19 protein-coding genes are annotated in these 26,975 nt (G+C 47.6%); 17 read left to right on the top strand and 2 right to left on the bottom strand.

The window, feature by feature from the left end:
- Nucleotides 1-162: 162 nt before the first annotated feature.
- The 17 genes from OW491_RS05925 (at nt 163) to OW491_RS05845 (ending at nt 24,714) form a co-directional block, all read left to right on the top strand.
- On the top strand, nt 163-1,761 hold the full coding sequence (locus OW491_RS05925) for a glucan biosynthesis protein G (RefSeq protein ID WP_290035089.1): 1,599 nt from the start codon (nt 163-165) through the stop codon (nt 1,759-1,761).
- Complete coding sequence (mdoH, locus tag OW491_RS05920; protein ID WP_290035088.1) at nt 1,749-3,935, top strand: glucans biosynthesis glucosyltransferase MdoH; 2,187 nt, start codon at nt 1,749-1,751, stop codon at nt 3,933-3,935. Before OW491_RS05925 ends, mdoH begins: the two co-directional genes overlap by 13 nt.
- A gap of 238 nt (nt 3,936-4,173) precedes the next feature.
- Nucleotides 4,174-5,331: an efflux RND transporter periplasmic adaptor subunit gene (locus OW491_RS05915; RefSeq protein ID WP_277253340.1), complete on the top strand. Its 1,158-nt coding sequence runs from the start codon at nt 4,174-4,176 to the stop codon at nt 5,329-5,331.
- Between the two features lie 14 nt (nt 5,332-5,345).
- Nucleotides 5,346-8,492, top strand: coding sequence for an efflux RND transporter permease subunit (locus OW491_RS05910; RefSeq protein ID WP_290035086.1), 3,147 nt, complete (start codon nt 5,346-5,348; stop codon nt 8,490-8,492).
- Nucleotides 8,485-9,957 carry an efflux transporter outer membrane subunit gene (locus OW491_RS05905; RefSeq protein WP_290035084.1) on the top strand — a complete coding sequence of 491 codons (1,473 nt, stop codon included), beginning with the start codon at nt 8,485-8,487 and terminating at the stop codon, nt 9,955-9,957. The genes OW491_RS05910 and OW491_RS05905 overlap by 8 nt, the downstream gene beginning before the upstream one ends.
- 418 nt (nt 9,958-10,375) lie before the next feature.
- The gene (gene betI / locus OW491_RS05900) at nt 10,376-10,978 is read left to right on the top strand and encodes a transcriptional regulator BetI (protein ID WP_075173302.1); all 603 of its coding nucleotides are present in this window, start codon (nt 10,376-10,378) and stop codon (nt 10,976-10,978) included.
- Nucleotides 10,979-11,050: 72 nt separating this feature from the next.
- The gene (gene betB / locus OW491_RS05895) at nt 11,051-12,511 is read left to right on the top strand and encodes a betaine-aldehyde dehydrogenase (protein ID WP_290035081.1); all 1,461 of its coding nucleotides are present in this window, start codon (nt 11,051-11,053) and stop codon (nt 12,509-12,511) included.
- A gap of 9 nt (nt 12,512-12,520) precedes the next feature.
- Nucleotides 12,521-14,224, top strand: a complete 1,704-nt coding sequence (gene betA, locus OW491_RS05890) for a choline dehydrogenase (RefSeq protein WP_290035079.1) — start codon at nt 12,521-12,523, stop codon at nt 14,222-14,224.
- A 169-nt stretch (nt 14,225-14,393) separates the two neighbouring features.
- Nucleotides 14,394-15,308 carry a choline ABC transporter substrate-binding protein gene (locus OW491_RS05885; RefSeq protein WP_290035153.1) on the top strand — a complete coding sequence of 305 codons (915 nt, stop codon included), beginning with the start codon at nt 14,394-14,396 and terminating at the stop codon, nt 15,306-15,308.
- 15 nt (nt 15,309-15,323) lie between these two features.
- Complete coding sequence (choW, locus tag OW491_RS05880; RefSeq protein ID WP_075179457.1) at nt 15,324-16,169, top strand: choline ABC transporter permease subunit; 846 nt, start codon at nt 15,324-15,326, stop codon at nt 16,167-16,169.
- Nucleotides 16,169-17,380, top strand: a complete 1,212-nt coding sequence (gene choV, locus OW491_RS05875; protein WP_354669557.1) for a choline ABC transporter ATP-binding protein — start codon at nt 16,169-16,171, stop codon at nt 17,378-17,380. The genes choW and choV overlap by 1 nt, the downstream gene beginning before the upstream one ends.
- 351 nt (nt 17,381-17,731) lie before the next feature.
- Complete coding sequence (dctP, locus tag OW491_RS05870) at nt 17,732-18,739, top strand: TRAP transporter substrate-binding protein DctP (RefSeq protein WP_075179456.1); 1,008 nt, start codon at nt 17,732-17,734, stop codon at nt 18,737-18,739.
- A 19-nt stretch (nt 18,740-18,758) separates the two neighbouring features.
- Nucleotides 18,759-19,361, top strand: a complete 603-nt coding sequence (locus OW491_RS05865; RefSeq protein WP_290035078.1) for a TRAP transporter small permease — start codon at nt 18,759-18,761, stop codon at nt 19,359-19,361.
- Complete coding sequence (locus OW491_RS05860) at nt 19,358-20,644, top strand: TRAP transporter large permease (RefSeq protein ID WP_290035076.1); 1,287 nt, start codon at nt 19,358-19,360, stop codon at nt 20,642-20,644. The genes OW491_RS05865 and OW491_RS05860 overlap by 4 nt, the downstream gene beginning before the upstream one ends.
- Before the next feature lie 383 nt (nt 20,645-21,027).
- Complete coding sequence (gene edd / locus OW491_RS05855) at nt 21,028-22,857, top strand: phosphogluconate dehydratase (RefSeq protein ID WP_290035075.1); 1,830 nt, start codon at nt 21,028-21,030, stop codon at nt 22,855-22,857.
- Entirely contained in the window at nt 22,854-23,825 is a 972-nt protein-coding gene (gene glk / locus OW491_RS05850; protein ID WP_290035074.1) for a glucokinase, read from the top strand. Before edd ends, glk begins: the two co-directional genes overlap by 4 nt.
- A gap of 1 nt (nt 23,826) precedes the next feature.
- Nucleotides 23,827-24,714, top strand: a complete 888-nt coding sequence (locus tag OW491_RS05845; RefSeq protein ID WP_290035073.1) for a D-hexose-6-phosphate mutarotase — start codon at nt 23,827-23,829, stop codon at nt 24,712-24,714.
- Between the two features lie 48 nt (nt 24,715-24,762).
- On the opposite strand, the gene OW491_RS05840 is transcribed toward OW491_RS05845, so the two are convergent.
- Both OW491_RS05840 and pgi read right to left on the bottom strand, forming a co-directional pair.
- Complete coding sequence (locus tag OW491_RS05840) at nt 24,763-25,230, bottom strand: methylglyoxal synthase (RefSeq protein ID WP_075173291.1); 468 nt, start codon at nt 25,228-25,230, stop codon at nt 24,763-24,765.
- Nucleotides 25,231-25,232: 2 nt separating this feature from the next.
- A complete protein-coding gene (gene pgi / locus OW491_RS05835) occupies nt 25,233-26,912 on the bottom strand; it encodes a glucose-6-phosphate isomerase (protein ID WP_075173290.1) in 1,680 nt (559 codons plus the stop codon).
- Between the last annotated feature and the right edge of the window lie 63 nt (nt 26,913-26,975).

Raw genomic sequence — 26,975 nt, 5'->3', positions numbered from 1 at the left:
CCAAAGCGTGCAGGCTTTAGGCGGATTTATTAATTGATATTACGAGAGAAAATTGTAAATTTTCACGCTTTGAAAATAGGCACCAGCTGCAGTGCGAATGCAACAGCAGTGAAAAGAGTGCCAACAAAGCGAACATGCTATTAACAGAGTGAATGAATTTATATGTTCAATGACAAGAAACAGTCCTCAAGTGTCTTTTCCCGTGCGTTAATTGGTGCAACGTTATGCTGTGCCGCCACGCTTCCCGTTCAGACATTAGCAGCCGATGCCGCGAAAAAAGCCGCAACAACCAATGTGGCGGCGACTCAATTTGCGGTTTCTGGCAAATTTAATCGTGATACGGTGACTGATATCGCTCGCCAGCTTGCAAAAAAGCCCTACAAAGCGCCTGAAGCTAAGTTGCCTGAATCGTTGGCAGATCTCAATTATGATCAGTACCGTGATATTCGCTTCAACCCTTCATCGGCGTTGTGGACGAATGAAAATGTGCCTTTTCAATTGCAAATGTTTCATCGCGGTTTTTACTACAAAGACCCTGTAGAAATTGCTGTGATTGAAGATGGCCAGGCTAAGCATTTGAGTTACTCATCGTCGATGTTTAAAACCGGTGAAGTGATGAAGGGGCCATTGCCAAAAGAAGATATCGGCTTTGCGGGCTTTAGGATTCATTCTCCTATCAACCGTGATGATTACTTCGACGAGCTTGCCGTTTTTCAGGGCGCCAGCTATTTGCGTTCATTGGGTAAAAACCAAGCGTATGGTTTGTCTTCACGTGGCTTAGCGTTGAAAACCGCGGATCCTGAAGGTGAAGAGTTCCCTGTGTTTCGTGCTTTTTGGATAGAAAAACCGGTAGCGGATAGCCGTTCTATTGTCGTATATGCGCTGCTGGACAGCCCGAGTACAACCGGTGCTTATCGTTTCACGATTCGTCCGGGAACAAACACAGTTATGGATGTGGAAGCCACACTTTTCCCCCGTGTCGACCTGACTAAAGTGGGTTTGGCCGCTGGGACAAGTATGTTTATGTTCTCCTCTTATGATCGCGACCAAGTCGATGATTTTCGCCCTCGTGTGCATGATTCGGATGGCTTGTTGATGTTAAACGGACGAGGTGAGCACTTGTGGCGTCCTTTGTTGAACCACGACAAGCTGAATATCAGCTCGTTTTTGGATAATGGGCCATTAGGTTTCGGTTTAATGCAGCGTGATCGTAACTTTGATCATTACCAAGATTTAGAAGCGCATTACGAAAAGCGCCCTAGTTTATGGGTTGAACCGGTGGGCAACTGGGGTAAAGGAATGGTCAAGTTAATCGAAATCCCAAGCGACTCCGAAATCCATGACAACATTGTGGCGTATTGGTCTCCTGCTGATGTCATCCCTGCAAAAACTGAATACAGCTTTGCGTACCGCCTTGTTTGGGGTGAGTGGCCAACACCTGCGCCTTCGGAAGGTATCGTAACGGCTACGCGTAATGGCCGCGCTGATATCAGTGGCCCAACGCCGGAACGCTTATTTGTGATTGATTATGAGTTCCCTAATGCCTTAACCACCTCCGGGTTGAACAAGCCAACGGCTAAAGTCAAAAACCAAGGCGGCAAGGTAAAAAATATCGTCGTTCGAGAAAACCCTAAAACAGGCGGTTACCGTGTGAGTTTTGAGCTGGATCCTGAAGATGCGGATTTAGTTGAGTTACGCATGGACTTACAATTTGATGACAACCGAAAAGCTGAGAGCTGGATGTATCAGTGGTCGAAATAAACACACTAAATGAGAATATAGACGTGAGTCAGGAGGCGTCAGGGATGCCGCCTGTTTCTCCGGCTGACATGCCGGAGCAATCACTCAAGCATTTTCGTCGCCGTGGTGTACGGACACCAGTGAATCCAAAAGGTGTTCATTCTCCTGCATGGCGTAGGCTGTTGGTTTTAGGATCGGCGGTGGTGCTTTCGTGTTGGGGCATTTATGAGATGTACTCAGTGCTTGCATTGGGTGAGCTAATCTTTGTAGAAAACCTTGTGCTGGTGTTGTTTGCGCTTACCTTTAGTTGGATCACGGTCGCATTCGCAGGCTCCATCATTGGTTTCTTTAAAGTCATCGCTCAGCATAAGCCGTTAGATGAGGAGCCTGTCTCGCTGACTAAGCGTACGGCTGTGCTTATGCCAACCTACAATGAGCAGCCGGGGCGTATTTTTTCGGCTATTGAAACCATGGCAAAAGCGATTCAAGCGCAGGGCGAAGGCGCTGCGTTTGATTGGTTTGTACTCAGTGACACGACTGATGTCGAAGTGGCGATCGCAGAAGAAGTTGCTTTGCAAACTTTACGACACCGTTTAGGTAGCGAAGTAAACGTTTACTATCGGCGCAGGGTCAAGAATGAAGCTAAAAAGGCGGGTAATGTTGCTGACTTCTGTAAGCGCTGGGGTGGTGCATATGACCATCTTTTAGTGCTGGATGCCGACAGTTTGATGGAAGCAAAAACCATGATTACCTTGGCGCGACGTATGGAAGCAGATCCCGACGCCGGGCTTATTCAGACGATTCCTCAGTTGATCAACGGCACAACACTGATGGCTCGTATTCAGCAATTTGCTACACGGGTTTATGGCCCTGTTGTGGGTTCTGGGATGGCATGGTGGACGGCTAAAGAAGGTAACTTTTGGGGGCATAATGCCATCATTCGTACCGAGGCCTTTATGAGTGCTGCTGGATTACCGCACTTGCGTGGAAAACCGCCGTTTGGTGGTCACATACTGAGTCATGACTTTGTGGAGGCGGCTCTGATTCGTCGCGCAGGGTGGAGTGTTGTTATCGCGTCAGACTTAGATGGCTCATACGAAGAGAGCCCTCCGTCTATTATCGATTTGGCCGTCAGAGACCGACGCTGGTGTCAGGGTAATTTGCAGCACGCGCGCGTTATCGGCGGTTCTGGTTTGCATTGGGTCAGCCGTAGTCATTTGGCCACCGGTATCATGTCGTATCTTTCATCGCCCCTTTGGCTGTTGTTGATACTGGCCGGTATGGCGTTGGCGCTGCAGGCGCAGTATATCCGCCCCGAATATTTTAGTGATGAATTTTCACTGTTCCCAACGTGGCCGGTTATTGATGCCGCCCGCGCTTTAATGCTGTTTTTATTCACAATGGGGATATTGTTTGCGCCTAAGGTGCTGGGCATTATCGCCTTTCTTGTAAATGCCGAACAGCGTAAGCGAGCGGGTGGTACTTTGCGGGTGCTTATCAGCTTTGTGGTTGAGATTATTTTGTCGGCTTTGGTCGCTCCCATCATGATGTTAATTCACAGTGGCGCGGTGCTGTCTATCTTGATAGGTCGAGATGCCGGTTGGAATCCGCAACGTCGAGACGATGGTAGTTTGCCGCTCAAAGATGTGATTTATCGACACCGTTGGCACATGGTGATGGGTGTGATATTGACGGCGTTTGCCGCGTTAAACTCCATGTCATTATTGGCGTGGTTGGCTCCTGCGGTGGCGGGGTTGTTACTCGCTGTGCCTGTTTCCGTGATAACCAGTTCATGGTCTATCGGGGAAAAGGCTAAACGGTGGGGGATATTAAAGACGCCGGAAGAAGGTGTGCCGCCTGCAATATTCACGGCTTTTGAACAAACGCTTAAAGTTTATACCGATGATGCAAAGCAGTGTCCTGATTTTGTAGGTTTTGTTGCATCTGCACATTGGGCTAGTATTCATAAGCGTATGCTTGACGAGCAGCCACCAAGAGCACGTGGTGATATAGATTCAGTAGAAGCCTTAACCGCGATGAAAGTTGCTGAGGCTGAGTCGGTTTCGGAAGCTATTGGATTTATGACACCGAAAGAACGACTAATGATGCTTAATAACCCGCATTTATTTGAAAAAGCATGTCGCTTGGCGGTAACCGAGCGCGAGCATTCTTATTCGCTTGCGGGCAAAGAATAACAATCTTCTTAACCTGATCTTCACCTCTTGATGTTTATGATGGTAAAGATCAGGTTTCTGTTTGGCTTAATCCTAACCATTACTTATCTATTAAGAGGAAAGGGTTAAGCTAACCTCCATTTATGTTTACATACGTACATACATGTATGTAAAATTGCGATATTAAATATTCGTATGGTTTGTATAGAAATCATTCAGCGAATGCAGATTAATTAAGAGTCAGTAAACTGAGGTTGTTATGGTTACAAATACCCAACTCAAACGTAGTGTCGCTTTTGCAACGATATGTTCTGTCCTGTTCTTGGCGGGTTGCCAAGAGGAGCAGCAAGCACAACAAGCCCCACCAAAAGCACCTACTAAAGTGGATGTGGTAACTATAAAGACTGAGTCTGTTGAGATTACAGAGAGCGGAGCGGGCCGAGTGACGGCGTACCGTACCGCGGAGATTCGTCCTCAAGTTAGCGGGATTATACAAAAGCGTCTGTTTGTTGAAGGCAGTACCGTCAACGAAGGTGATGTTCTGTATCAGATTGACCCTGCGGTTTATCAGGCAGCATTAGCCAGTGCGAAAGCGGACCTAGCAGTGGCTAATGCGAATGCGGCAAGCGTGAAAGAGCAGGCTGATCGCTACTCGCGCTTAGTTAAGCAATCAGCTGTTAGTAAGCAAGAAGCGGCGGATGCTGTGTCGGCATGGAAGCAAGCGCAAGCACAAATTTTAGCAGCAGAAGCAGCCGTTAAAACGGCGCAAATTGATCTGAACTACACAAAAATAACGGCACCTATCTCTGGTATTGTGGGCCGCTCGGCGGTCACAGAAGGAGCGCTAGTTTCGGCGGCTCAGTCAACAGCGTTAGCGACTATTCGTCAAATATCCCCTGTTTATGTCGATATGCAACGCCCAGCTACCGCCGTGCTGAAGATGAAGCGCAGTGATGCCGGTCAAGAAATACCCGTTAGTTTGGTGCTAGAAGATGGGGCCGCTTATGACGAGCAAGGTAAGCTGGAATTTTCAGAAGTGAGTGTGGATGAAACAACGGGAACGGTTAATGCGCGCGCACGGTTTGAGAACTCGCAAGCTATGTTATTACCAGGTATGTATGTGCGCGCAACAATCGTCACGCAAACGATAGAAGACGCCATTCTTGCTCCGCAAAAAGGTATTACACGTCAGCCAGACGGTTCTACTGTCGCTTTGATTGTAAATGCCGATGGCGTAGTCGCCACTCAAAAAGTTGAAGTGGGTGATGCAATTCGTGATCAGTGGTTTATCAATTCAGGCTTAAAGCCGGGTGATAAGGTGATTGTTGGCGGCCTGCAAAAAGTTAAAGCAGGTGACAAAGTCGAAATGGTTGAGTCCGGTGCAGCAGACTCTTCTAATACTCAGACGCAAGGCTAAGGGGTATTTAATTAATGGCTAGATTTTTCATAGATAGGCCTGTCTTTGCGTGGGTTATCGCCATCGTTGTTATGTTGGCCGGCACGTTATCGATTATTAGCTTACCGATAGAGCAATACCCAACGATAGCGCCTCCTTCCATTAGTGTGAGTGCATCCTATGCGGGGGCGTCAGCAGAAACGGTAGAAAACAGCGTTACCAAGGTTATCGAGCAAAATATGACAGGCCTTGATGGCTTATTGTACATGTCATCGCAGAGTGACAACTCCGGTAACTCAAGTATAACGTTAACTTTTGCATCCGGTACTGATCCTGATACGGCCCAAATACAGGTGCAGAATAAACTGTCACTGGCTGAAGCGTCCTTGCCTACTACAGTTCAGCAGCAAGGCATTACCGTTACAAAATCCAGCTCATCATTTTTAATGGTGGTAGGGCTTGTGTCCGATGATGGGAGCCTAACCAAAACGGACTTGTCCGACTATGCGTACAGCACACTGCGTGACCCGCTTTCAAGGGTTGATGGTGTGGGCAGCATCAGGGTTTTCGGTGCACAATACGCTATGCGGATTTGGATGAATCCTGAAAAATTGACGGCGGTAGGTTTAACGCCGGTTGATGTGACCAATGCCATTACCAGCCAGAATACGCAGTTGGCCGTAGGGCAGTTAGGCGGCTTACCGTCAGTGCCTAACCAGCAGTTAAATGCCACGATTACAGCACAATCACGTTTTACGGATATTAGTCAGTTTGAGAATATCTTACTGACTGTTAATACCGATGGCTCTCAGGTTCGATTAAAAGATGTGGCTCGTATCGAGCTAGGCGCAGAAAGTTATTCTGCAGAAAGCCGCTATAAAGGAAACCCAGCCACTGGTTTGGCTATTCAACTTGCCACAGGAGCTAACGCTCTGGATACGGCGGAAGCTGTCCGTGCAAAAGTGGCTGAATTACAGCAGTTTTTCCCAGATAGCGTTACGGTTGTTTATCCATATGACACCACACCCTTCGTCAGTATTTCGATTACGGAAGTAGTCCACACACTCATAGAAGCCGTTGTATTGGTGTTCTTGGTGATGTTCCTTTTCTTAGGGAATTTGCGAGCCACTATTATCCCTACCATTATTGTTCCCGTAGTTTTGCTGGGTACATTCGGCATTATGGCTGCCTTTGGCTTTAGTATTAATACACTCACTATGTTTGGTTTGGTGTTGGCTATTGGTTTGCTGGTTGATGATGCGATTGTCGTTGTGGAAAACGTTGAGCGTGTTATGGAAGAAGAAGGCTTGCCTCCTTTGGAAGCGACGCGCAAATCAATGGAAGAAATTACCGGGGCATTAATTGGTATCGCGTTAGTACTGTCAGCTGTATTTGTGCCAATGGCGTTCTTTAGTGGGTCTACAGGAGCTATTTATCGCCAGTTCTCGATCACCATTGTTTCAGCGATGGCGCTGTCGGTGTTGATGGCATTAATCCTGACGCCTGCTTTGTGTGCCACGATCCTCAAACCAGCAAACACTCACAGCCATGAGCGGAAAGGCTTTTTTGGTTGGTTTAACCGTATGTTTAGCAACATGACGGGTAAATATGAGAGAAGTGTTGGCTATGTAGTGAAGCGCCCTGTCCGTCTGTTGTTTATTTATGCCTTAATGATTGGCGGTGTAGTCTTTATGTATCAAAAACTGCCTACATCGTTTTTGCCGGATGAAGACCAAGGTGTGTTCTTAACACTAGTGCAGTTGCCGTCGGGCTCGACTCAAGAGCGCACGATGGAAGTGATTAAGCAGATGGAGGGGTACTTTGCCTCTGTCCCCGAAGTCGACTCGTATTTCACCGTAGCGGGCTTTAGTTTTGCAGGTTCCGGTCAAAACATGGGATTGGCGTTTGTTAAGCTAAAACCGTGGGATGAGCGTCAAGGGCCAGGCCAGTCGGCTCAAGAGTTGATCGGCAAGGCGTTTGGAGCATTGAGCCAGATCCGTGATGCGACGATATTTCCTATTAACTTACCTCCAATCCAATCGTTGGGTACAGCCTCAGGCTTTAGCGCTATGTTGTTGGACCGTAACAACCTTGGGCATGAGGCACTGGTAGCTGCGCGTAATCAGTTGCTGGGCATGGCTGCTCAAGACTCACGGCTAACAGGTGTTCGCCCTAACGGTATGGAAGATGTCGCTGTGTTCCACGTGGACATCGATTACGAGAAAGTCTCTGCGCTGGGGCTATCAATCAGTGATGTGAACTCAACGATGAGTACCGCGTGGGGTTCTAGTTATGTGAATGACTTCATTGATAATGGCCGAGTGAAGAAGGTATATGTTCAGGCCGATGCCGAATATCGTATGCTGCCAAGTGATATTGATCGTTGGTATGTACGCAATTCCGATGGGGAAATGGTGCCATTTAGTGCTTTCGCCACAGCTAGCTGGGAGTACGATTCACCACGCTTAGAGCGTTATAACGGTGTGTCGTCAGTGAACGTGCAAGGTCAAGCCTCGGCGGGCTTAAGCTCCGGTGTTGCCATGGAAGCTATCGAAGAAATTGTTGCTCAGCTACCTAACGGTATCGGCCTTGAGTGGACAGGCTTGTCTTTCCAAGAGAAGGCGAGTGGATCACAAGCGCCTATGCTGTATGGCTTGTCGCTACTGATCGTATTCTTGTGTCTGGCGGCGTTATACGAAAGCTGGTCTGTTCCTTTTGCCGTGATGCTCGTCGTTCCGCTGGGTATTTTAGGCGCACTGTTGGCAGCAACAGGCCGAGAGCTCAGCAATGATGTGTACTTCCAAGTAGGCTTACTTACCACAATTGGTTTGTCCGCCAAGAACGCTATCTTGATTGTCGAGTTTGCTAAGGCCGAAGTTGATAGTGGCAAAGCGTTGATTACAGCAACCATTAATGCGTGTCGTATGCGTTTGCGTCCTATTATTATGACATCAATGGCCTTTATTCTTGGGGTTACCCCTTTGGCTATTAGTACGGGTGCTGGTGCTGCCAGCCGCCAAGCCATCGGTACAGGAGTAATGGGCGGTATGTTTGCCGCAACCTTCTTGGCTATCTTCTTTGTTCCATTGTTCTATGTGTTAGTGATGAAGCTAAGTTACAAAATTACAGGCAAGGCGCCGAATGATAATTCAGCAAAAGATGAGGGTACACGCCATGCATAAGCCGTTTTTGGCCGTGGTGGTCGCCGCCGCGCTAGGAGGGTGTTCGCTGGCCCCTGATTACCAGCGCCCTGAAGTAGAGTTGATTAATACCTGGACTCCGGCAGAGCAGCAAGCGGCTGTCATGCCGTTAGGTTGGGAGTCTGTGTTTAATGATGAGGCGCTGCAGCAGCTTATTAAACTAGGTTTAGACAGCAATAAAGATCTGCAAATAGCGTTATTAAATGTTGAGCTTTATCGTAAGCAGTACCAAATCCAACGGGCTGATTTGTTACCGAGCCTAACCTTGGATGGCAGTGGAACCCGAGCGGCTACCTCGGCTTTTTCTGACGACTCAACCATTTCCAGCACTTATAGTGTTACGGCTGGGTTAACCGCTTACGAACTGGACTTGTTTGGTAAAGTTAGAAACCTAAAAGATCAGGCGTTAGAAACGTACCTATCGCAAGAGCAGGTGCGCCGATCAACTCAGTTAACGATTGTTGCGAACATAGCCACTGCGTATTTGACTTGGGTGGCGGATATGGAGCAACTGGCGCTCGCGCAAGAAAACCTCAAGATCGAGGAAGATAACTATCGTTTAGTGAGCTTGCGGTACGATCAGGGGATCGACTCGTCAATCGAGCAAGCTCAAGCGCAAGCATCTTATGAAGATATGCTAGTTACCTTGTCCCAATATCAGCGGTTGGTCGATCAGGACCGTTATGCGTTGGTATTGCTGTTGGGTACGGAGCTTCCCGAAGGCTTCACGCCTGCGAAAAGGTTAGCGGATGTTAAAATAGCAACGGTCGGAGCGGGATTGCCTTCTACGCTATTGAATCAGCGTCCTGATATTTTAGCCGCTGAGCACACCTTGCGCGCAGCCAATGCAAATATCGGTGTGGCTAGAGCTGCGCTGTTTCCCTCTATTAGTTTAACCGCTAACGCTGGTAGCCAGAGCAGCGAGTTGAGTGGCTTATTTGATTCAGGCTCAGGAGCGTGGACGTTTGCTCCTTCTATTTCGTTGCCTATCTTCAATAGTGGTGCTCTTCGGCGTGATGTTGAAGTAGCCGAAATTGAGAATCAAATAGCCGTGAAGCAATACGAGCAAGCCGTTCAATCAGCGTTCACGGATGTTTCGGACGCCTTAACTGCATTGTCAGGCTATTCGTTAGAGTTAGAAAATCAGAATAAGGCGTTACAGTCTTATCAGCGTTATTTTGAGCTGGCTGATCTGCGATACCAGTCCGGTGTAGATAGCATGCTAACGCGCTTAGATGCTCAGAGTAGTTTGGTCAGTAGTCAGCAAGCCAGTATTACAGCGCGTTTAGCTTTGTATCAAGCGCAGATTGACTTATACCAAGCACTTGGCGGGGGTTGGGGGCAAGGTCTCAACCAAACCGGTGCCGGTAACTTGACTCAGGGATATTATACTCAGCCAAATGATGGTGCGACTATTAGTAATAGTCAGGACACGTCAGCGCCGTAGCCCCCGTTGTGAATAACTGACAAGCGCTTTATTGCTCGCCTAGTGCGTTAAAGCATTAACCAAAAGCCCCGAAAGGGGCTTTTTGCGTTATGGATGGATCGCTTTCTGGTTATTTATTCGGTGGATGTCTGATGGTAGCCGTAGTCACTTTGTCCATAGTAGTGCGCAATTTGGCCATGCAAATCGATTAGAGTCCAAAATCTTATATCTGTAATTATTCATTATGCTAAATATATTTTTGCTGTCTAATGATTCATCATCGCGACAAATACTGTCTTTTTTACGTCAAAATCTAATCTAGATAAGTCGCAACTAAGCTATAACGACATTTGCTTAAATAATTTGTTTAGAACATTGACATAAAATCTCAGTGGTTTATTTTTATTAAACGTTCAATTAATAAAAGGATGCGGGTTCTATGCCAAAAGTGGGTATGGCAGAAATTCGTCGGCCTCAACTAATTAATGCGACTATGCAGGTTATTGATCAAGTGGGCTTGCAAGGGGCTAGTGTTGCTTTAATTGGTCGGGCGGCCAGTGTGTCTCCTGGCATAATTAACCATTATTTTGGTGGTAAAGATGGGTTGTTAGAAGCCACGATGAGGTCTGTATTGTTCGACCTGTCCAGTGGCGTACGCAAACAATTGGCGGCAGCACCAGAGGATGATGTGGTTGCCCGGCTGACGGCAATTATCCGCGCTAATTTCGACCCTAGCCAAACCAGCCCTCAGACCGCAAAAACATGGCTCGCGTTTTGGGCGCAAGCAATGCACCACCCAGAACTCTTTCGTTTGCAGCGGGTAAATGAAAAACGGTTACTTTCCTACTTACGTTTTGAACTAAAAAAAGTACTGCCTAAGGATCAGGCGATCGCTGTGTCATTATCGTTAGCCGCCTTGATAGATGGTTTTTGGTTGCGCGGGGCTCTCAGTCCGGGAGGTGTCAATGAAGCATTGGCAACCGAGCTTATTTTAGATTATTTACGACAACAGCTTCCGTCCAATTGTTTTGTTAAGCCTTAACAAAACAACGATATAAAGAGCGAGCTCAAAGAGGCGAGTTCTTATTTATTAACAGAATAGAGATTGTGTTTTATGCAGCAGCAAACCTTATTTATCAATGGCCAATCTTTCGCCGCAACCTCGGGTGAAGTGTTCGATACAACCAACCCAGCTACCGGCGAGGTGATTACTCAGGTGCAGCAGGCGTCGCAGGCGGATGTCGATGCGGCGGTGGCTGCGGCGCAGGCCGCGCAAGCAAGCTGGGGAGCCATGAGCGGAGCTGAACGTGGGCGCATTCTCAATCGGGCGGCGCAATTGATCCGTGATCACAATGATGAATTAGCGCGCCTAGAAGTGCTTGATACCGGTAAGCCATGGCAAGAAGCAGAGGTGGTAGACATTCAGACCGGTGCGGATGTTATCGAATATTTTGCAGGCTTGGCGGCATCGTTACAGGGTGAGTACCAAGACTTGGGTAACGGCAGCTTTTTCTATACGCGCCCTGAGCCATTGGGTGTGTGTGCAGGGATTGGCGCTTGGAATTATCCAGTACAAATTGCTATGTGGAAGGCGGGCCCCTGTTTGGCGGCCGGTAACACGATGGTATTCAAGCCGTCAGAAGAAACACCACTGTCAGTGATGCGTTTGGCCGAACTGTTCACGCAAGCTGGTTTGCCAGACGGTGTCTTTAATGTGGTGCAGGGTGATGCACGTGTAGGGCAGATGTTGACGGCCCATCCCGGTATCGCAAAAGTCTCTTTTACAGGGGAATGTGGTACAGGCCGCAAGGTGATGGGGGCTTCTTCAGCTACACTGAAGGAAGTCACCATGGAGCTTGGCGGAAAATCTCCACTTATTGTGTTTGATGATGCCGATCTTAAAAACGCTGTTGCGGGTGCCATGATCGCTAATTTTTATACACAAGGGGAAGTGTGCACAAATGGCACGCGTGTTTTTGTGCACGAATCCATCTATGACACTTTTTTAGAGCAGCTAAAAGCGCGCACAGAGCAGTTGGTGATGGGAGACCCTATGGATCCGAACACACAGATTGGCTCGCTGATTTCGATCCAGCATTTAGAAAAAGTAATGGGTTATATCGATTCCGCTAAAGCGGCTGGTGCCCGTTTGCTGTGTGGTGGAGAGCGAGCAACGGAAGGGGCGCTCGCTAAAGGTGCTTTTGTTAAGCCAACTGTTTTTGCGGACTGCACTGATGATATGCCGCAGGTCAAAGACGAAATATTTGGGCCTGTCATGTCTGTGCTTAAGTTTAGTGATGAGTCTGAAGTTATTCGTCGTGCAAACGATACGGAGTTTGGTTTGGCGGCGGGCTTATTTACCCGTGATATTAGCCGCGCGCATCGTGTTATTGCCCAGCTGGAAGCAGGTATCTGCTGGATTAATACGTGGGGCGGATCGCCTGCGGAAATGCCAGTGGGTGGTTACAAGCAATCGGGCATCGGTCGAGAAAACGGCGTTGATACGCTTAAACATTACACCCAAACCAAGAGTGTTCTGGTTGAGTTGGGTGATATCGATAGCCCTTACGCGTAAGGAAAAACCATGCTGCAATATGATTATATTATCGTCGGTGCGGGCTCTGCAGGTTGCGTGCTAGCGGATCGTTTAAGCGAGAGTGGCGAGCATACTGTGCTGCTGCTTGAGGCCGGCGGAAGCGATAACAACATCTTAATTAAGATGCCAACAGCATTATCGTACCCAATGAGTATGCCTAAGTTTGCATGGCAATTTGAGTCCGAACGAGAAGAAGGCCTAGATGGGCGTCGGCTGCACTGTCCACGAGGTAAGGTGCTTGGCGGTGGCTCTTCAATCAACGGTATGGTTTATGTGCGTGGCCATGCCTGCGATTTTGATGAGTGGGCACAATTAGGCGCTCACGATTGGAATTATGCGTCTTGCTTGCCGTATTTCAAAAAAGCAGAGTCTTGGCAAGATGGCGAAGATTTGTATCGCGGTGGCCGTGGGCCGGTTAAAACCTGCGATGGCAATCACATGTCATTAAATCCGCTTTATCAAGCATTTATTGATGCCGGTGTTGAAGCGGGTTACCCCGCCACAAGCGACTACAACGGCTATCAACAAGAAGGCTTTGGCGCAATGCATATGACGGTTGATAATGGCGTGCGAGCTTCAACTAGCCGTGCTTACCTTCGCCGAGCCAAAAAGCGCAATAATTTGACAGTCCTTACTGCAGTGTTAACGCGTAAAGTGTTGTTGGATGGGAAGACGGCCACAGGTGTAGAGATCGAGCACCACAATAAGCGTGAGCGAGTACTGGCGGCTAAAGAAGTCATTTTGTCAGCGGGTTCTATTGGCTCTCCGCATTTATTGCAGCTTTCAGGCATCGGTGCGCCGGATGTGCTTTCGGCTGCAGGTATCGAGGTAACGCACGAGCTTCCGGGTGTCGGCGAGAACCTACAAGATCATTTAGAAGTGTATTTTCAATACCGCTGTCACGAACCTATTACGCTAAATGGCAAGCTCGATTTGTTCAGTAAAGGCATGATTGGTGCGCAGTGGATCTTCAACCGCACTGGCTTAGGCGCTACCAACCATTTTGAGTCGTGCGGTTTTATTCGCTCACGTGCCGGTGTCGAGTGGCCTAATATTCAATATCACTTTTTACCGGCGGCTATGCGCTACGATGGCAAAGCGGCATTTGAGGGGCACGGGTTTCAAGTTCACGTGGGCCCGAATAAGCCTCAAAGTCGAGGCTTTGTACATGTTAAAAGTTCAGACCCAACCGCGCCGCCAACTATCAAGTTTAACTACATCAGTACTGAGCAAGACAAGCAGGACTGGCGCGATACTATCCGGCTAACTCGCGAGCTGCTTAATCAACCTGCCTTGGATAAATACCGTGAAGACGAAATCCAGCCGGGCGCTTCAGTTCAAACGGATGAAGAGATAGATGCTTGGGTTCGTCAGAACGTCGAAAGTGCTTACCACCCGTCATGTAGTTGCAAAATGGGAGCTGATGATGACGCTATGGCCGTTGTCGATAATCAGTGCCGTGTTCGGGGCTTGCAACAATTGCGAGTGGTTGATTCCTCCATTTTTCCAACAGTTACTAACGGGAACCTTAATGGGCCGACCATTATGGTCGCCGAAAAAGCAGCCGATCTTATTTTAGGTAAAGAACCCTTGCCGGCCGAACATGTGCCAGTTTGGATAGATGAGCAATGGCAGACTCGCCAACGAGTAGGAGAGCCTGCGCGTTCGGAGATTCGTCAGCAAAAAGAATAGGCTCAACTTCTGCCGACTAAGCCGTGCGGAGCTTTGCACGGCTTAGTCGGCGGTGATGAGTCTGCAGAACATATGTTCTGTATAACTAAAAGAGCAATAGGAAAGGTATTTCATGAAAAAGATATCACAAGCAGCACCTAAACGGACATTTACTCAACTAGCCGCCAGTATGGCATTGAGTGCGGGTTTATTAGTCTCAGGCACAGTAGCAGCGGCTGATTGCCAGAACGTTCGCTTTTCTGATGTAGGTTGGACAGATATCACTGCCACCACAGCTATTACTAGCGAGATTGTAACGGCATTGGGTTACAAGCCAACAACTCAACTCTTGTCCGTGCCTGTAACGTACACATCACTTGCCAATGCTGATATCGATGTCTTCTTAGGCAACTGGATGCCAACTATGGAAGCGGATATCGCGCCTTACCGTGAGGCTGGAACTGTTGAGACGGTTCGCGCAAACCTTGAAGGGGCAAAATACACCTTAGCCGTACCTTCGTATGTATACGATGCGGGTGTTCACTCCTTTGCTGATATCGTTAAGTATCAGGATGAGTTTAAAGGCCGCTTATATGGTATTGAGCCAGGTAACGATGGTAACCGCCTTATCCAGAGCATGATTGATGACAATGCTTTTGACCTCAAAGATTTCTCATTGGTTGAGTCCAGTGAAGCAGGCATGATGTCGCAAGTCAGCCGAGCTATCCGCCGTAATGAGTGGATTGTGTTCTTAGGTTGGGAGCCACACCCAATGAACGCTAACTTCGATTTGAAATACCTTGATGGTGGTGACGATTTCTTTGGTCCTAACTATGGCGGTGCGAGTGTCCACACAAACGTTACAAAAGGCTACACGCAAGCTTGTCCAAATATGGGTAAGTTGTTGTCAAACCTAGAGTTTACGCTAATGATGGAAAACGAAGTCATGGGTAGCATTCTGGATGATAACCAAAAGCCAGAAGTCGCTGCTCGTGAATGGTTACAAGCTAACCCAGCGGTATTGAGCACGTGGTTAGATGGAGTAACGACGTTGGATGGCTCTAAATCTGGCGAAGTTGCGGTACTTGAATACCTGCAACAGTAAGCGGAGAGAAACTATATGGATTGGTTAACCGATCATAAATTACCGCTTGGCGATGTGATGGAGCGTTTTGTCGATTGGCTGACGCTCAATGCGGCAGGGTTCTTTGATACGATCTCTATTTCATTAGAGTGGGTTATTACCTTGCTGGTTGACCTATTCCAATGGTTTCCGCCCATGGCAATTGTCGCGTTTACCGCGGCAATTGCATACGCCTTACACCGTAGTGTTGGCTTGGTTATTTTTATCGTAGCCTCGCTTTTACTCATCCTGAATTTGGGTTATTGGGAAGAGATGCTGGAGACGTTAGTCTTGGTGCTGACGGCAACGGCGTTATCCATTTTAATTGGCGTGCCTGTAGGTATCTTAGCGGCTCATAAACCTTGGCTATACACTATCATGCGTCCTATCTTGGATTTGATGCAAACGGTCCCGACCTTTGTGTACCTTATCCCTACGCTAGTGTTGTTTGGCTTAGGTGTTGTACCGGGTTTAATTTCTACCATTATATTCGCGATAGCCGCACCTATTCGGTTGACTTACTTAGGTATTAGTAAGGTGCCAGAAGAGTTGATTGAGGCGGGTAAAGCCTTTGGTGCTAGCCCATCTAAGCTGCTCTTTAAAGTAGAAATACCCGCGGCGATGCCGAGCATCATGGCAGGCATTACTCAGTGCATCATGCTGTCTTTGTCCATGGTTGTTATCGCGGCCTTGGTCGGTGCGGATGGTTTAGGGAAGCCCGTTATTCGAGCGCTGAATACGGTCAATATTTCACAAGGCTTTGAAGCCGGTTTGGCCATAGTGCTTGTCGCTATAATTCTGGACCGTATCTGTAAAGCGCCAGGCAGCAAGCAAGAGGGTTAATGATGACAACAGTAATCAATATAGAAAACCTCGATGTTGTGTTTGGTGGCCAGCAAGCCCAAACCTTAGCGTTAGTAGATCAAGGGAAGACTCGTGATCAAATCCTTGAACTGACGGGCGATGTGGTCGGGGTGCAAGGTGCAAGTATTCAAGTACAAGAAGGTGAAATCTGTGTGCTTATGGGGCTGTCAGGTTCTGGCAAATCCAGCTTGTTGCGCGCAGTGAATGGCCTTAACACCATTAGCCGAGGCAAGTTGGAAGTGCGCGATGGGGATCGTGTGGTGGATCTGGCTAATTGTGATGCGGCTACGCTTCGTCACATGCGCAGTAAGCGCGTTTCAATGGTGTTTCAAAAGTTTGCATTGATGCCATGGCTAAGCGTGTTGGATAACGTAGCTTTTGGTCTAGAAATGCAGAACGTGCCCAAAAAAGAACGCCAAAACCGAGCATTAGAAAAGCTTGAAATGGTGGGCTTGACGGAGTGGAAAGATAAGTTCCCGCACGAGCTGTCTGGAGGGATGCAGCAGCGCGTAGGTTTAGCGCGCGCCTTTGCGATGGATAGCGATATTTTGTTAATGGATGAGCCGTTTTCAGCGCTGGATCCCTTGATTAGGGCGCAATTGCAAGATGAGCTGATTGAGTTGCAGCAGCGCCTTAAAAAGACCATTTTATTTGTGAGTCATGATTTGGATGAAGCGCTCAAAATTGGTACCAATATTGCCATTATGGAGTCTGCTAAAATCATTCAGCACGGCAAGCCGGAAGATATAGTGCTCAACCCAAGCAATCAGTATGTTCAGGATTTTGTCGCCCATACTAATCCGTTAAATGTGCTGTGCGGCTCCTCGTTGATGACGCATGTTAATGATTTGCCGCAAACTGAACAGGGACTACTGCTGGATGCGTCTACTGAAACCCTTGTGCAACTTGCCGATGACGGCTCGGTCGTATCGGTAAGTCGTTCGGGCGAGCCACTAAATGTACGCCGTTGGAAAGAGGGTGACGGCTTTGATGCAGTGAAAGAAACGAGTGTCATGATGGTGTCACCTGATATTTCTATGCGTAATGCCATGGAGCTACTTTATTTGACGGGGACGGCTGTTATATTGGCTGAAGCGGACAAAATGGTAGGCGTGCTATCTGACAAAGACTTTTACCATGCTTTGCTCGGCAAGCATTTTTCTTCCCCTATCGTTGAGCAGATTGCTTAGATTCTAGTCATTTTATAATGTGGCGGTCTGGTTTAGGCCGCGCATTTTTCTTCGCTTTAGTGTGGTTCCTTCCTGCGTACTAACTCCCTCTGTGCACGTTGTTTAGCACTTCTTTTATTGATTTCTCATCCTAATTTTCTGAATTTAATGGGCTTTTTTAGCTTTTTTGTTTCCTTTTGTTGAAGCCAGTTCGCGTTGTTTATAAATAATATTTTGATCTCTATTAGTTTGATGTGTAATCATTAGATATTCTAAGTAGTATATTGGTGCTTCTGACGGCTTAGCCCGGCGTGATGGGATGATTGCGGCGAGAGCAGAAGCATAGTGAATGAATCAAATTGAGGAGATAGCATGTCATTCAAGTTAAAAACGGTTGTTGCGGCCTGTGCATTATCTGTTGCGAGTGTTGGAGCTATGGCGGATACGTGGCGATATGCCTTTGAAGAGTCGCTCACTGATGTTCAAGGTGAATACGCTAAAGAATTCAAAGCGTATATCGAGGAAAATTCAGACCACTCTTTGCAGCTTTTCCCTTACGGCACCTTAGGTGAGTCGGCGGACATTATGGAGCAAGCACAGGCTGGGATTCTTCAGTTTGTTGATCAATCGCCCGGCTTTACTGGGGCGCTCATTCCTGAGGCTCAAGTCTTCTTTATTCCTTATTTATTACCTGAAAACCATGATGAGTTGGTTTCTTTCTTTCGAAACAGCAAAGCCATTAATGAAGACTTTGTCGATGTGTACGCCGAGAAAGGTTTGGAGCTGTTAAGCATGTTTCCTGAGGGAGAGGTAGTCATTACCACTAAAGAGCCTTTTGAAACACCTGATGACTTAAATGGCGTTAAAGTCCGCGTGATGACTAACCCACTGCTGGTGGAATCATATAAGGCATTTGGCGCGACCCCCACTCCGTTGCCTTGGGGAGAAGTATACGGAGGCCTGCAAACCAATATTATTCAAGGACAAGAAAACCCAATGTTCTGGGTTGAATCCGCCAAGATGTTTGAAGTGACCGATGTTATTACTTTTACGGGACATAACAATTTTACCACGGCAGTCATGGCTAATAAGCCCTTCTTTGATGGCTTATCCGACGATGATCAGGCTCTGATTCGTGATGGTATGAAAGCGGCCTTTGATCATATTGTGGAATACCAGCGAGGCTTAGGTGAGCGCTCTTTGGAGAAAATCAAAGAGCAAAAGCCTGAAATACAAGTTAACCGTTTAACACAAGCGCAACGTCAGCCATTTCGTGATGCTGCTCAAGAGGTGGAAGCCAAGTTTATTGAAATGACAGGCGAGCGTGGACAAGCTATTTTGGATCAGTTTAAAGCCGATCTAAAAGCTGTACAGCAGTAATGTAGACGGGGCGTCCATCATGTCAAAACTACCATCGAACTCTGATACGGATTACGCGGTTGTTTATCCCTCTTCATCCTCAGGCGTGCTGGGATGGCTGGATTTATGGATTGGTCGGGTAGAGGCATTTATGCTGGGAGCGGGGGTTTTGTTAATGGCGACCAATACGGTCGCTAATGTGGTTGGACGCTTTGTTTTTCAACATAGCTTGTTTTTCACGGAAGAAGTTAACCGTATTCTCATTGTGTTGATTACGTTTGCTGGCTTAAGTTACGCCGCTAGGCATGGTCGTCATATACGGATGAGCGCGCTGTATGACGCCTTACCTCAATCATGGCGCAAAGTTTTGATGATCATAATGTGTTTGGTAACGGCACTGGTTATGTCAGCTTTGGCTTACTTTTCTACTCGCTATATATTATCTATCGCAGGTTCAGGGCGCGTGTTACCCGCGTTACAAGTACCTGTGTATTGGATTTATATCTGGGTGCCCATTGGTTTGGGTGTGACGGCTATCCAATATGCGATGACTGCTTGGCAAAATCTATTGAGTGACGACATTTATCTGTCCACCGATGTAAAAGAAGCACATGCGGACACAGTGGAGGAGACATCATTATGATGGCTTGGATGCTTGGTGCCATGATTGTTTTGCTGTTGCTGGGTTTCCCTATGATGATTCCGCTTATTGTAGGCGCCATGATCGGCTTTGTGTTTATGTTTGGTGGGCTGGATCAGATGAACTTTATGATCCAGCAGTTTATGGCGGGTATTCGTCCTGCGTCACTTATTGCTGTGCCTATGTTTATTTTAGCCGCGGATATTATGACGCGTGGTCAGTCTGCAGATCGTTTAATCGCAATGGTCATGAGCTTTATAGGTCACCTTAAAGGAGGGCTAGCCATCAGCACGGCAACGGCCTGTACCTTGTTTGGCGCTGTGTCAGGTTCAACGCAGGCGACGGTTGTAGCGGTAGGCTCTTCATTGCGGCCTAAGATGCTAAAAGCCGGTTATAAAGATAACTTCGTGTTAGCGCTTATTGTGAATGCGAGCGATATAGCGTTTTTGATCCCTCCCAGCATCGGAATGATTATTTATGGGGTGGTGTCTAATACATCCATTTCAGAATTATTTATTGCTGGTATTGGGCCTGGTTTGCTCATATTGGTGATGTTTGCTGCCTATAGTGTGTTTTACGCAATTCGTAACAAGGTGCCCACCGAGCCAAAGTCCAGTGTAAAAGAGCGTTTACTGGCGATTAAACAAGCCGTGTGGCCCTTAGGCTTTCCGGTCATTATTGTGGGCGGAATATATGGCGGTGTCTTTAGCCCAACCGAAGCTGCGGCTGCGTGTGTGTTGTATGCTGTGATTTTAGAATTTGTTGTTTTTCGCTCGTTACCTTTGGCTTCATTGTTTGCGATAGCTAAATCAACAGGGTTAACAACGGCGGTTGTCTTTATACTTGTCGCAGCTGGTGCGGCATTCTCGTGGATCATTTCGTTTGCTCAAATACCACAAACCTTGATTGCATCGCTGGGTTTGGCGGATGCAAGTCCGATCATGTTAATGATAGCAATCTGTGTATCTTTCTTTATAGGTTGCATGTTTGTTGACCCCATTGTGGTGATTCTTATCTTGGTTCCTATTTTCGCTCCCTTGGTTGAGGCCGCCGGAATCGATCCTGTGTTGGTGGGTGTACTAATTACCTTACAAGTCGCCATCGGTTCCGCTACACCGCCGTTTGGTTGCGACATATTTACTGCGATCGCTATTTTTAGGCGACCTTATTGGGAGGTGATTAAAGGTACGCCGCCATTTATTGTGATGCTGCTCGTGGTTGCAGGTTTATTAATCGCTTTCCCTTCAATTGCGCTATTCCTGAGGGATTTGGCGTTTGCTGATTAGCGAGGCCGCTTGCTGTAGGCAATAAAAAAGGAGCCATTAGGCTCCTCAAAGGGTACTTCAGTACAAACGGAAACAGGTTGATCCTTCTCGCCGCAGGGTGTGCTCTATGTCCTGCGCTGTTCATCTAACTTTATAAATACAATAATCTTGCATTGAATCAGTAGCTAGGTGGATCATACTAGTGTCGTTTTTACGAATAACGCCACTAGTTGGATTCATTTGGGGAGATTTTATCTCAGCCAATAGACTCAGTATAGTGGTTTATTTTATAAATATTACGAAAAAGATCAAATTTATCCGGAAATTTGTTTGTTTTTTTATTAAGATTACAAACAAAATTGATAAATCGATCTTTATTAGAAGACAAAACCGCAGGAGTTCCTATGCATACGGTGGTTGAGCAAGTTACATCACGAATCAAACAACGTAGCGCTGCTTCACGTTCAGCGTACCTCGATCAGATGAAGCGAGCGGAGGAGGACGGTGTTCACCGCGCTCAATTAGCCTGCGGTAATTTAGCGCACGGTTTTGCCGCGTGTGGCGCGGAAGATAAAAATGCGTTAAAGATGATGAATGCTGTTAACGTCGGCATCATCTCTGCTTATAACGACATGCTGTCGGCGCACCAACCCTTCGAGCACTATCCCGAGCAGATTCGGACAGCGGCTCGCGAAATGGGCTCGGTCGCCCAATTTGCTGGTGGTGTTCCTGCTATGTGTGATGGTGTTACGCAGGGCCAGCCGGGCATGGAGTTAAGTTTGTTTAGCCGCGATGTGATCGCGATGGCGACGGCTGTGGGCATGTCTCACAATATGTTTGATGCCGCATTATATTTGGGCGTGTGCGATAAAATTGTCCCAGGTTTGTTAATGGGTGCATTGCGTTTTGGGCATCTGCCAACTGTGTTTGTACCGGCAGGGCCTATGCCAAGCGGGTTGCCGAATAAGGAGAAGGCAAAGATTCGTCAGCTGTATGCCGAAGGTAAGGTAGATCGTGATGCGTTATTACAGTGCGAATCGGACTCATACCATAGCGCTGGTACGTGCACCTTTTACGGGACGGCAAATAGTAACCAAATGATGGTTGAGATGATGGGGCTACACTTACCCGGTAGTTCGTTCATCAATCCTGGCCAGCCTATGCGTGAAGCTTTAACAAAAGAAGCTACTCAGCAGTCTATTCGCCTAACGGCAGGCAATGGTCGGTTTACGCCGATGTATGAAATAGTTGATGAAAAGGCCATTGTTAATGCTACGGTCGCTTTGTTAGCAACAGGTGGCTCTACAAACCACACCATGCACCTAGTCGCAATTGCCCGCGCTGCCGGCATCATTATTGATTGGGATGACCTTTCTGATTTGTCTTCAGTTGTGCCGTTGTTGGCCCGTGTGTATCCAAATGGCCAAGCAGATATTAACCATTTTCAAGCCGCAGGCGGCGTTGGTTTCCTAGTGCGTCAGTTATTGGCTGGTGGATTCTTGCACGAAGATGTAATGACCATTGTAGGTCAAGGCTTGTCGCGCTATACCCAAGAGCCGTTCATGGAAAATGGCAAGTTGGTATGGCGTGAAGGTGTGACGGAGTCTATGGACGAAACAGTGTTGCGCCCAATCGATAACCCATTTAGTAAAGATGGTGGATTAAAAGTCCTTCAAGGTAACTTGGGCCGCGGTGTAATTAAGGTGTCAGCGGTTGATGAGGAGCATCGAATCGTTGAGGCGCCTGCCATTGTATTTAACGACCAAGATGAACTAGCGCAGGCGTTTAAAAACGGTGAGTTAGAAAAGGATTTTATTGCGGTGGTTCGTTATCAGGGGCCTAAAGCCATTGGCATGCCTGAGTTGCATAAACTGACGCCATATTTGGGTACGTTACAAGATAAAGGATTTAAGGTCGGGCTGGTAACTGATGGTCGTATGTCGGGAGCATCGGGTAAAGTGCCAGCCGCTATCCATGTGTGGCCTGAGGCTAACCAAGGTGGGGCGCTTAGCCAAGTGAAAGACGGTGATATGATTCGCTTAGATGCCATTAACGGTACTCTTACTTTGCTTGCAGACGATGAAAGTTGGTTAGAGCGCGGTTTGAGTGCCCCCGATGTTTCTGTTGATCACCATAAAGGGATGGGTCGAGAATTGTTCTTGCCGATGCGCCGTCAGGTCAATTGTGCAGAACAAGGGGCGACTATTTTTGATTTTGCGGAGATAGACGGATGATCCAGACGGTGATGGCGCTAGTCGGAGATATTGGTGGTACCAATGCCCGCTTTGCGCTGGTCAAACCCGGCTCTACCGAATTGACTGAAATCGTTACACTGAAGTGCGCCGATTACGAAAATATAGAGTTTGCATGCCAAGCCTACTTTGATCAGGTGGGTATAAAAGGTGTTGAACAGGCTTGTCTAGCGTTTGCCTGCCCTGTCCAGCAAGAAGAGATCCGTCTGACAAACAACCCATGGTGTTTTACACGTCGTTCGTTAAAAGAAGCCTTAAGGTTAACTAGCCTTAAAATCGTCAATGATTTCACGGCGATGGCGCTAGGTATGCTAAACCTAAAACCGGAAGAAAAAATACAGTTCGGTGGTGGGGAAGGCTTAACCGATATGGCGCGTTTAGTCATTGGCCCAGGCACTGGGTTGGGCGTGTCTGGTTTGATTAAAGCGAATGATGATTGGATCCCGCTCGCGTCAGAAGGCGGGCATATTAATTTTGCACCGATTGATGAGTTAGATGTCATTATTTGGCGTCATTTGCACAGTCGCTTTGGCCGTGTGTCTGTCGAGCGGCTTTTGTGCGGTCAGGGATTAGTCAATCTCTATGAGGCTTTGGCTGAGCATACCCGTTTTGAGCCGCAGTTTACTCACCCATCAGAGGTGGTTGAGGCCGCTTTAAATGCGACAGATCCACGTGCTGTCGAAGCGCTAGATCGTTTTTGCCGTATCTTAGGTACTGTGGCAGGCGATAATGTATTAACACTCGGTGCCCGTGGCGGGGTCTACCTGTGTGGTGGTATCCTGCCGCGAGTGCGAGAGTTCTTTTTACAAAGTTCGTTTCGTGAGGCTTTTGAAGCAAAAGGGCGTTTCGTTGGCTATATGGAATCGATTCCTGTTTGGTTGTGCGTAGCTGAACAGCCCGGTTTGGTAGGAGCTGCTGCAGCGCTCTTCAATGAAGAGGTGGCTGGGTAATATGGATAATGCGACATCATTAGCGGATCTGATCTCTCAGTTAGATCAGGGAGTACACTCGATTGAGTGGCAGGGGTTTCCTTTGCGTATAGTGCGCCAAGCGTGGGGCGATTTGGCTATCTCTCTGTATGGTGCTCAGGTTTTGTGGTTTCAGCCTGCAGGGCAATACCCTGTGCTGTGGACAACCACTAAGCCGGCTCCCTTTCCTAAGGCCGTGCGAGGCGGAGTGCCGCTATGCTGGCCTTGGTTTGCTGAGCCGCTAGAAGAAAATGCTGGAGAGCCTTTTCATGGTGTTGCACGTACGGTCGAGTGGGAAGTTAACTCTGAAAGTTATAATGCACATGGTGGAGAGTGGTTGCTCAAACCGGTAGGGCCTATTTGGACTAATTTAGACCCGGCTTTCTCGATCAAAGTAGCAGGCTCGGCTGTGACCTTTAAGCTGACTACTCATAATGTGGGTGAAGCAGACGTGCGCGTCACGCAAGCGTTACATTCATATCTGGCAATCTCTTCACGCGCGTCGATTTCAGTGTCAGGCCTCGACGGCGCTGAATATGCTGATAAGAACCATGACTTTTCCGTATTTACTCAAAGCGGTGATATTACGGTTAATGAAGCGATCGATCGTATTTATCACAGTACGGCTGATGTGTACTTAAAGGATGTGGAGTGGCAGCGAGTGCTTAAAATCAGCAAGAAGAATAGCCAATCAACTGTTGTGTGGAATGCGGGGGCGGGTGCCGAAGACGTTCCTGATATCGGATTGGACCAAGTGGATGGCTATTTGTGCATTGAGGCGGCGAAAACACGTCAATATGATGACATGGTGTTAGCGCCGCAGGGTAAGGTGTCGCTTGAAACAACTATTTCGGTACAAAGTCTTTCATAATAAAAAGCGCCAGTGCTGTGCTTTAGTTAAACACCAAAAAAAGCCGTCTTAAGACGGCTTTTTTAATCGCTCAGCGAGATAGCTATCGTAATCAGGGATCCGGTAGCTGTGCTCGGCTGACATCAATGGCGAAGACAGTAGAAAATCGGCTGAGCTGCGGTTGCAGGCTACTGCAACGTTCCAGACTGCTGCCACACGCAGTAATGCTTTGACATCGGGGTCGTGGGGCATAGGTTCGAATGGGTCCCAAAAAAAGATAATCAAATCAATTTTTTTCTCAGGAAGCATGGCCCCAATTTGCTGGTCACCGCCCAATGGGCCGCTGATCAGCTTGGTAATGGGGATGCTCAGCTCAGTTTCAAGCATGTGTCCCGTGGTGCCCGTTGCAAACAGCTCATGATTTTCAAGCTGATGGCGATGTAGTAAAGACCATTCCATCAGCTCTTGTTTCATGTTGTCATGCGCAATCAAAGCAATGCGCTTTTTTTTAGGCATGACGCTCGTTTTAAACTGCATAATTACTCACTTTCATTAAGCATGGCTTTGCGTTGATCAATGTAATAATGAATCAAATTGCGCGTTGAGCCATCGTGATGCTCGCTAACCTTGCTGTTTTGTAGTTCAGGCAGTATACCTTTGGCGAGGGTTTTACCCAATTCCACGCCCCACTGGTCAAATGAGCAAATGTCCCAGATGATTCCTAATACAAACAGTTTGTGTTCGTATAAGGCGATCAAGGCTCCCAATGAGTGAGGATCTAGCTCATCCAACAATATGGTGTTTGTTGGGCGGTTGCCAGGGTGTACCTTGTGAGGGATTAGCTTTTTAATTTGCTCTTCAGGTAAGCCTTGAGCTTCTAAGTCGGCGCGTACTTCTTCTGCTGTGATGCCGTTCATTAGGGCTTCTGTTTGTGCAAAGAAGTTAGACATTAACTTATCATGATGGCCTAACACGGGCGTAGAGCTAGCAACAGAGCCGATAAAGTCAGCGGGCACAATGGTGTTGCCTTGGTGTAGATACTGATAGAAGGCATGTTGTCCATCTATACCGAGTTGCCCCCAAATAATCGAACCTGTTGCATAGGGGACTTGGTTGCCTTCGCGGTCTACAGATTTGCCGTTACTTTCCATCTCTGCTTGCTGTAGGTAGGCGGCAAAGCGTTGTAGCGGCCAATCGTACGGCAAAATAGCTTGCGTCTGACAACCTAAGAAGGTGCTGTTCCACAGAGTAGTCAAGGCTAGCAGTACAGGGGCATTTTTTTCAAAAGGCTGGTCTCTGAAATGTAGATCCATTTCGTGAGCCCCTGTGAGCATTTCTTCAAACCCTTTAAAACCTATTTTTAGGGCGATGGGTAAACCGATAGCAGACCATAACGAAAAACGGCCGCCAACCCAGTCCCACATGTTAAAGATATTCTTACCGTCGATACCAAACGCTTTAACGGCTTTTTGGTTTGAAGATACAGCGACAAAGTGTTTGGCAACGGCTTCGTGATCAAAAGCAGAAGCCATGAGCCAGTTGCGCGCTGTTTCAGCGTTTGTCATGGTTTCGCTGGTGGTAAAGGTTTTAGAAGCAACCACAAACAATACACGTTCTGGGTTCAGAGAGCGCAGTGTTTCAGCGATTTCTACGCCGTCAACGTTTGAGATGAAGTGAACGCTAATCCGGTCATCGGCTTGAGGCTTAAGCGCTTGCGTAACCATGCGCGGGCCTAAATCCGAACCACCTACACCGATGTTAACAACATCGGTAATTTTTTTGCCTGAGTGTCCGCGCCAATGCCCTTTGCGCACGGCATTAACAAATTGGCGCATGCGCTTAAGTTCATTGTTAACCGACTCCATGACGTTAACGCCGTCAACAATAACGGGAGTGTTGCTGCGGTTACGTAACGCAGTATGAAGTACCGCTCGGTTTTCTGTTGGGTTGATCTTGTCACCACGAAACATGCGATCGCGCCAGTCTTCTAAACCGACTTCGTGAGCGAGTTTGATGAGGTCAGCTAGCGTGTCATCATCGATTGGGTTCTTTGAGTAATCTAATAAAATGTTCTGAACTTTCAGGGAGTACTTCTGAAAACGTTCTGGGTCCTGCTCAAAGAGTGCACGTAACGGGGTGTCTTTTGCCTTTTGGCGGCGGCCAAGTAAGGATTGCCAAGCTGGCAGCATGGAATTTGGAGTGTTAGAAGTGGTTGGCATAGTATAAATCCTGTTGTTTTTACTTTTGCGTATACTGCCCAGTTGCTTTTATGTGTTCTGTTA

Origin of the sequence: Neptunomonas sp. CHC150 (assembly GCF_030397555.1) — a bacterium.
GTDB classification, from domain to species: domain Bacteria; phylum Pseudomonadota; class Gammaproteobacteria; order Pseudomonadales; family Balneatricaceae; genus Neptunomonas; species Neptunomonas phycophila.
The sequence above is the reverse complement of the archived record's forward strand: the minus strand, read 5'-3'. Positions and strand labels throughout refer to the sequence as shown.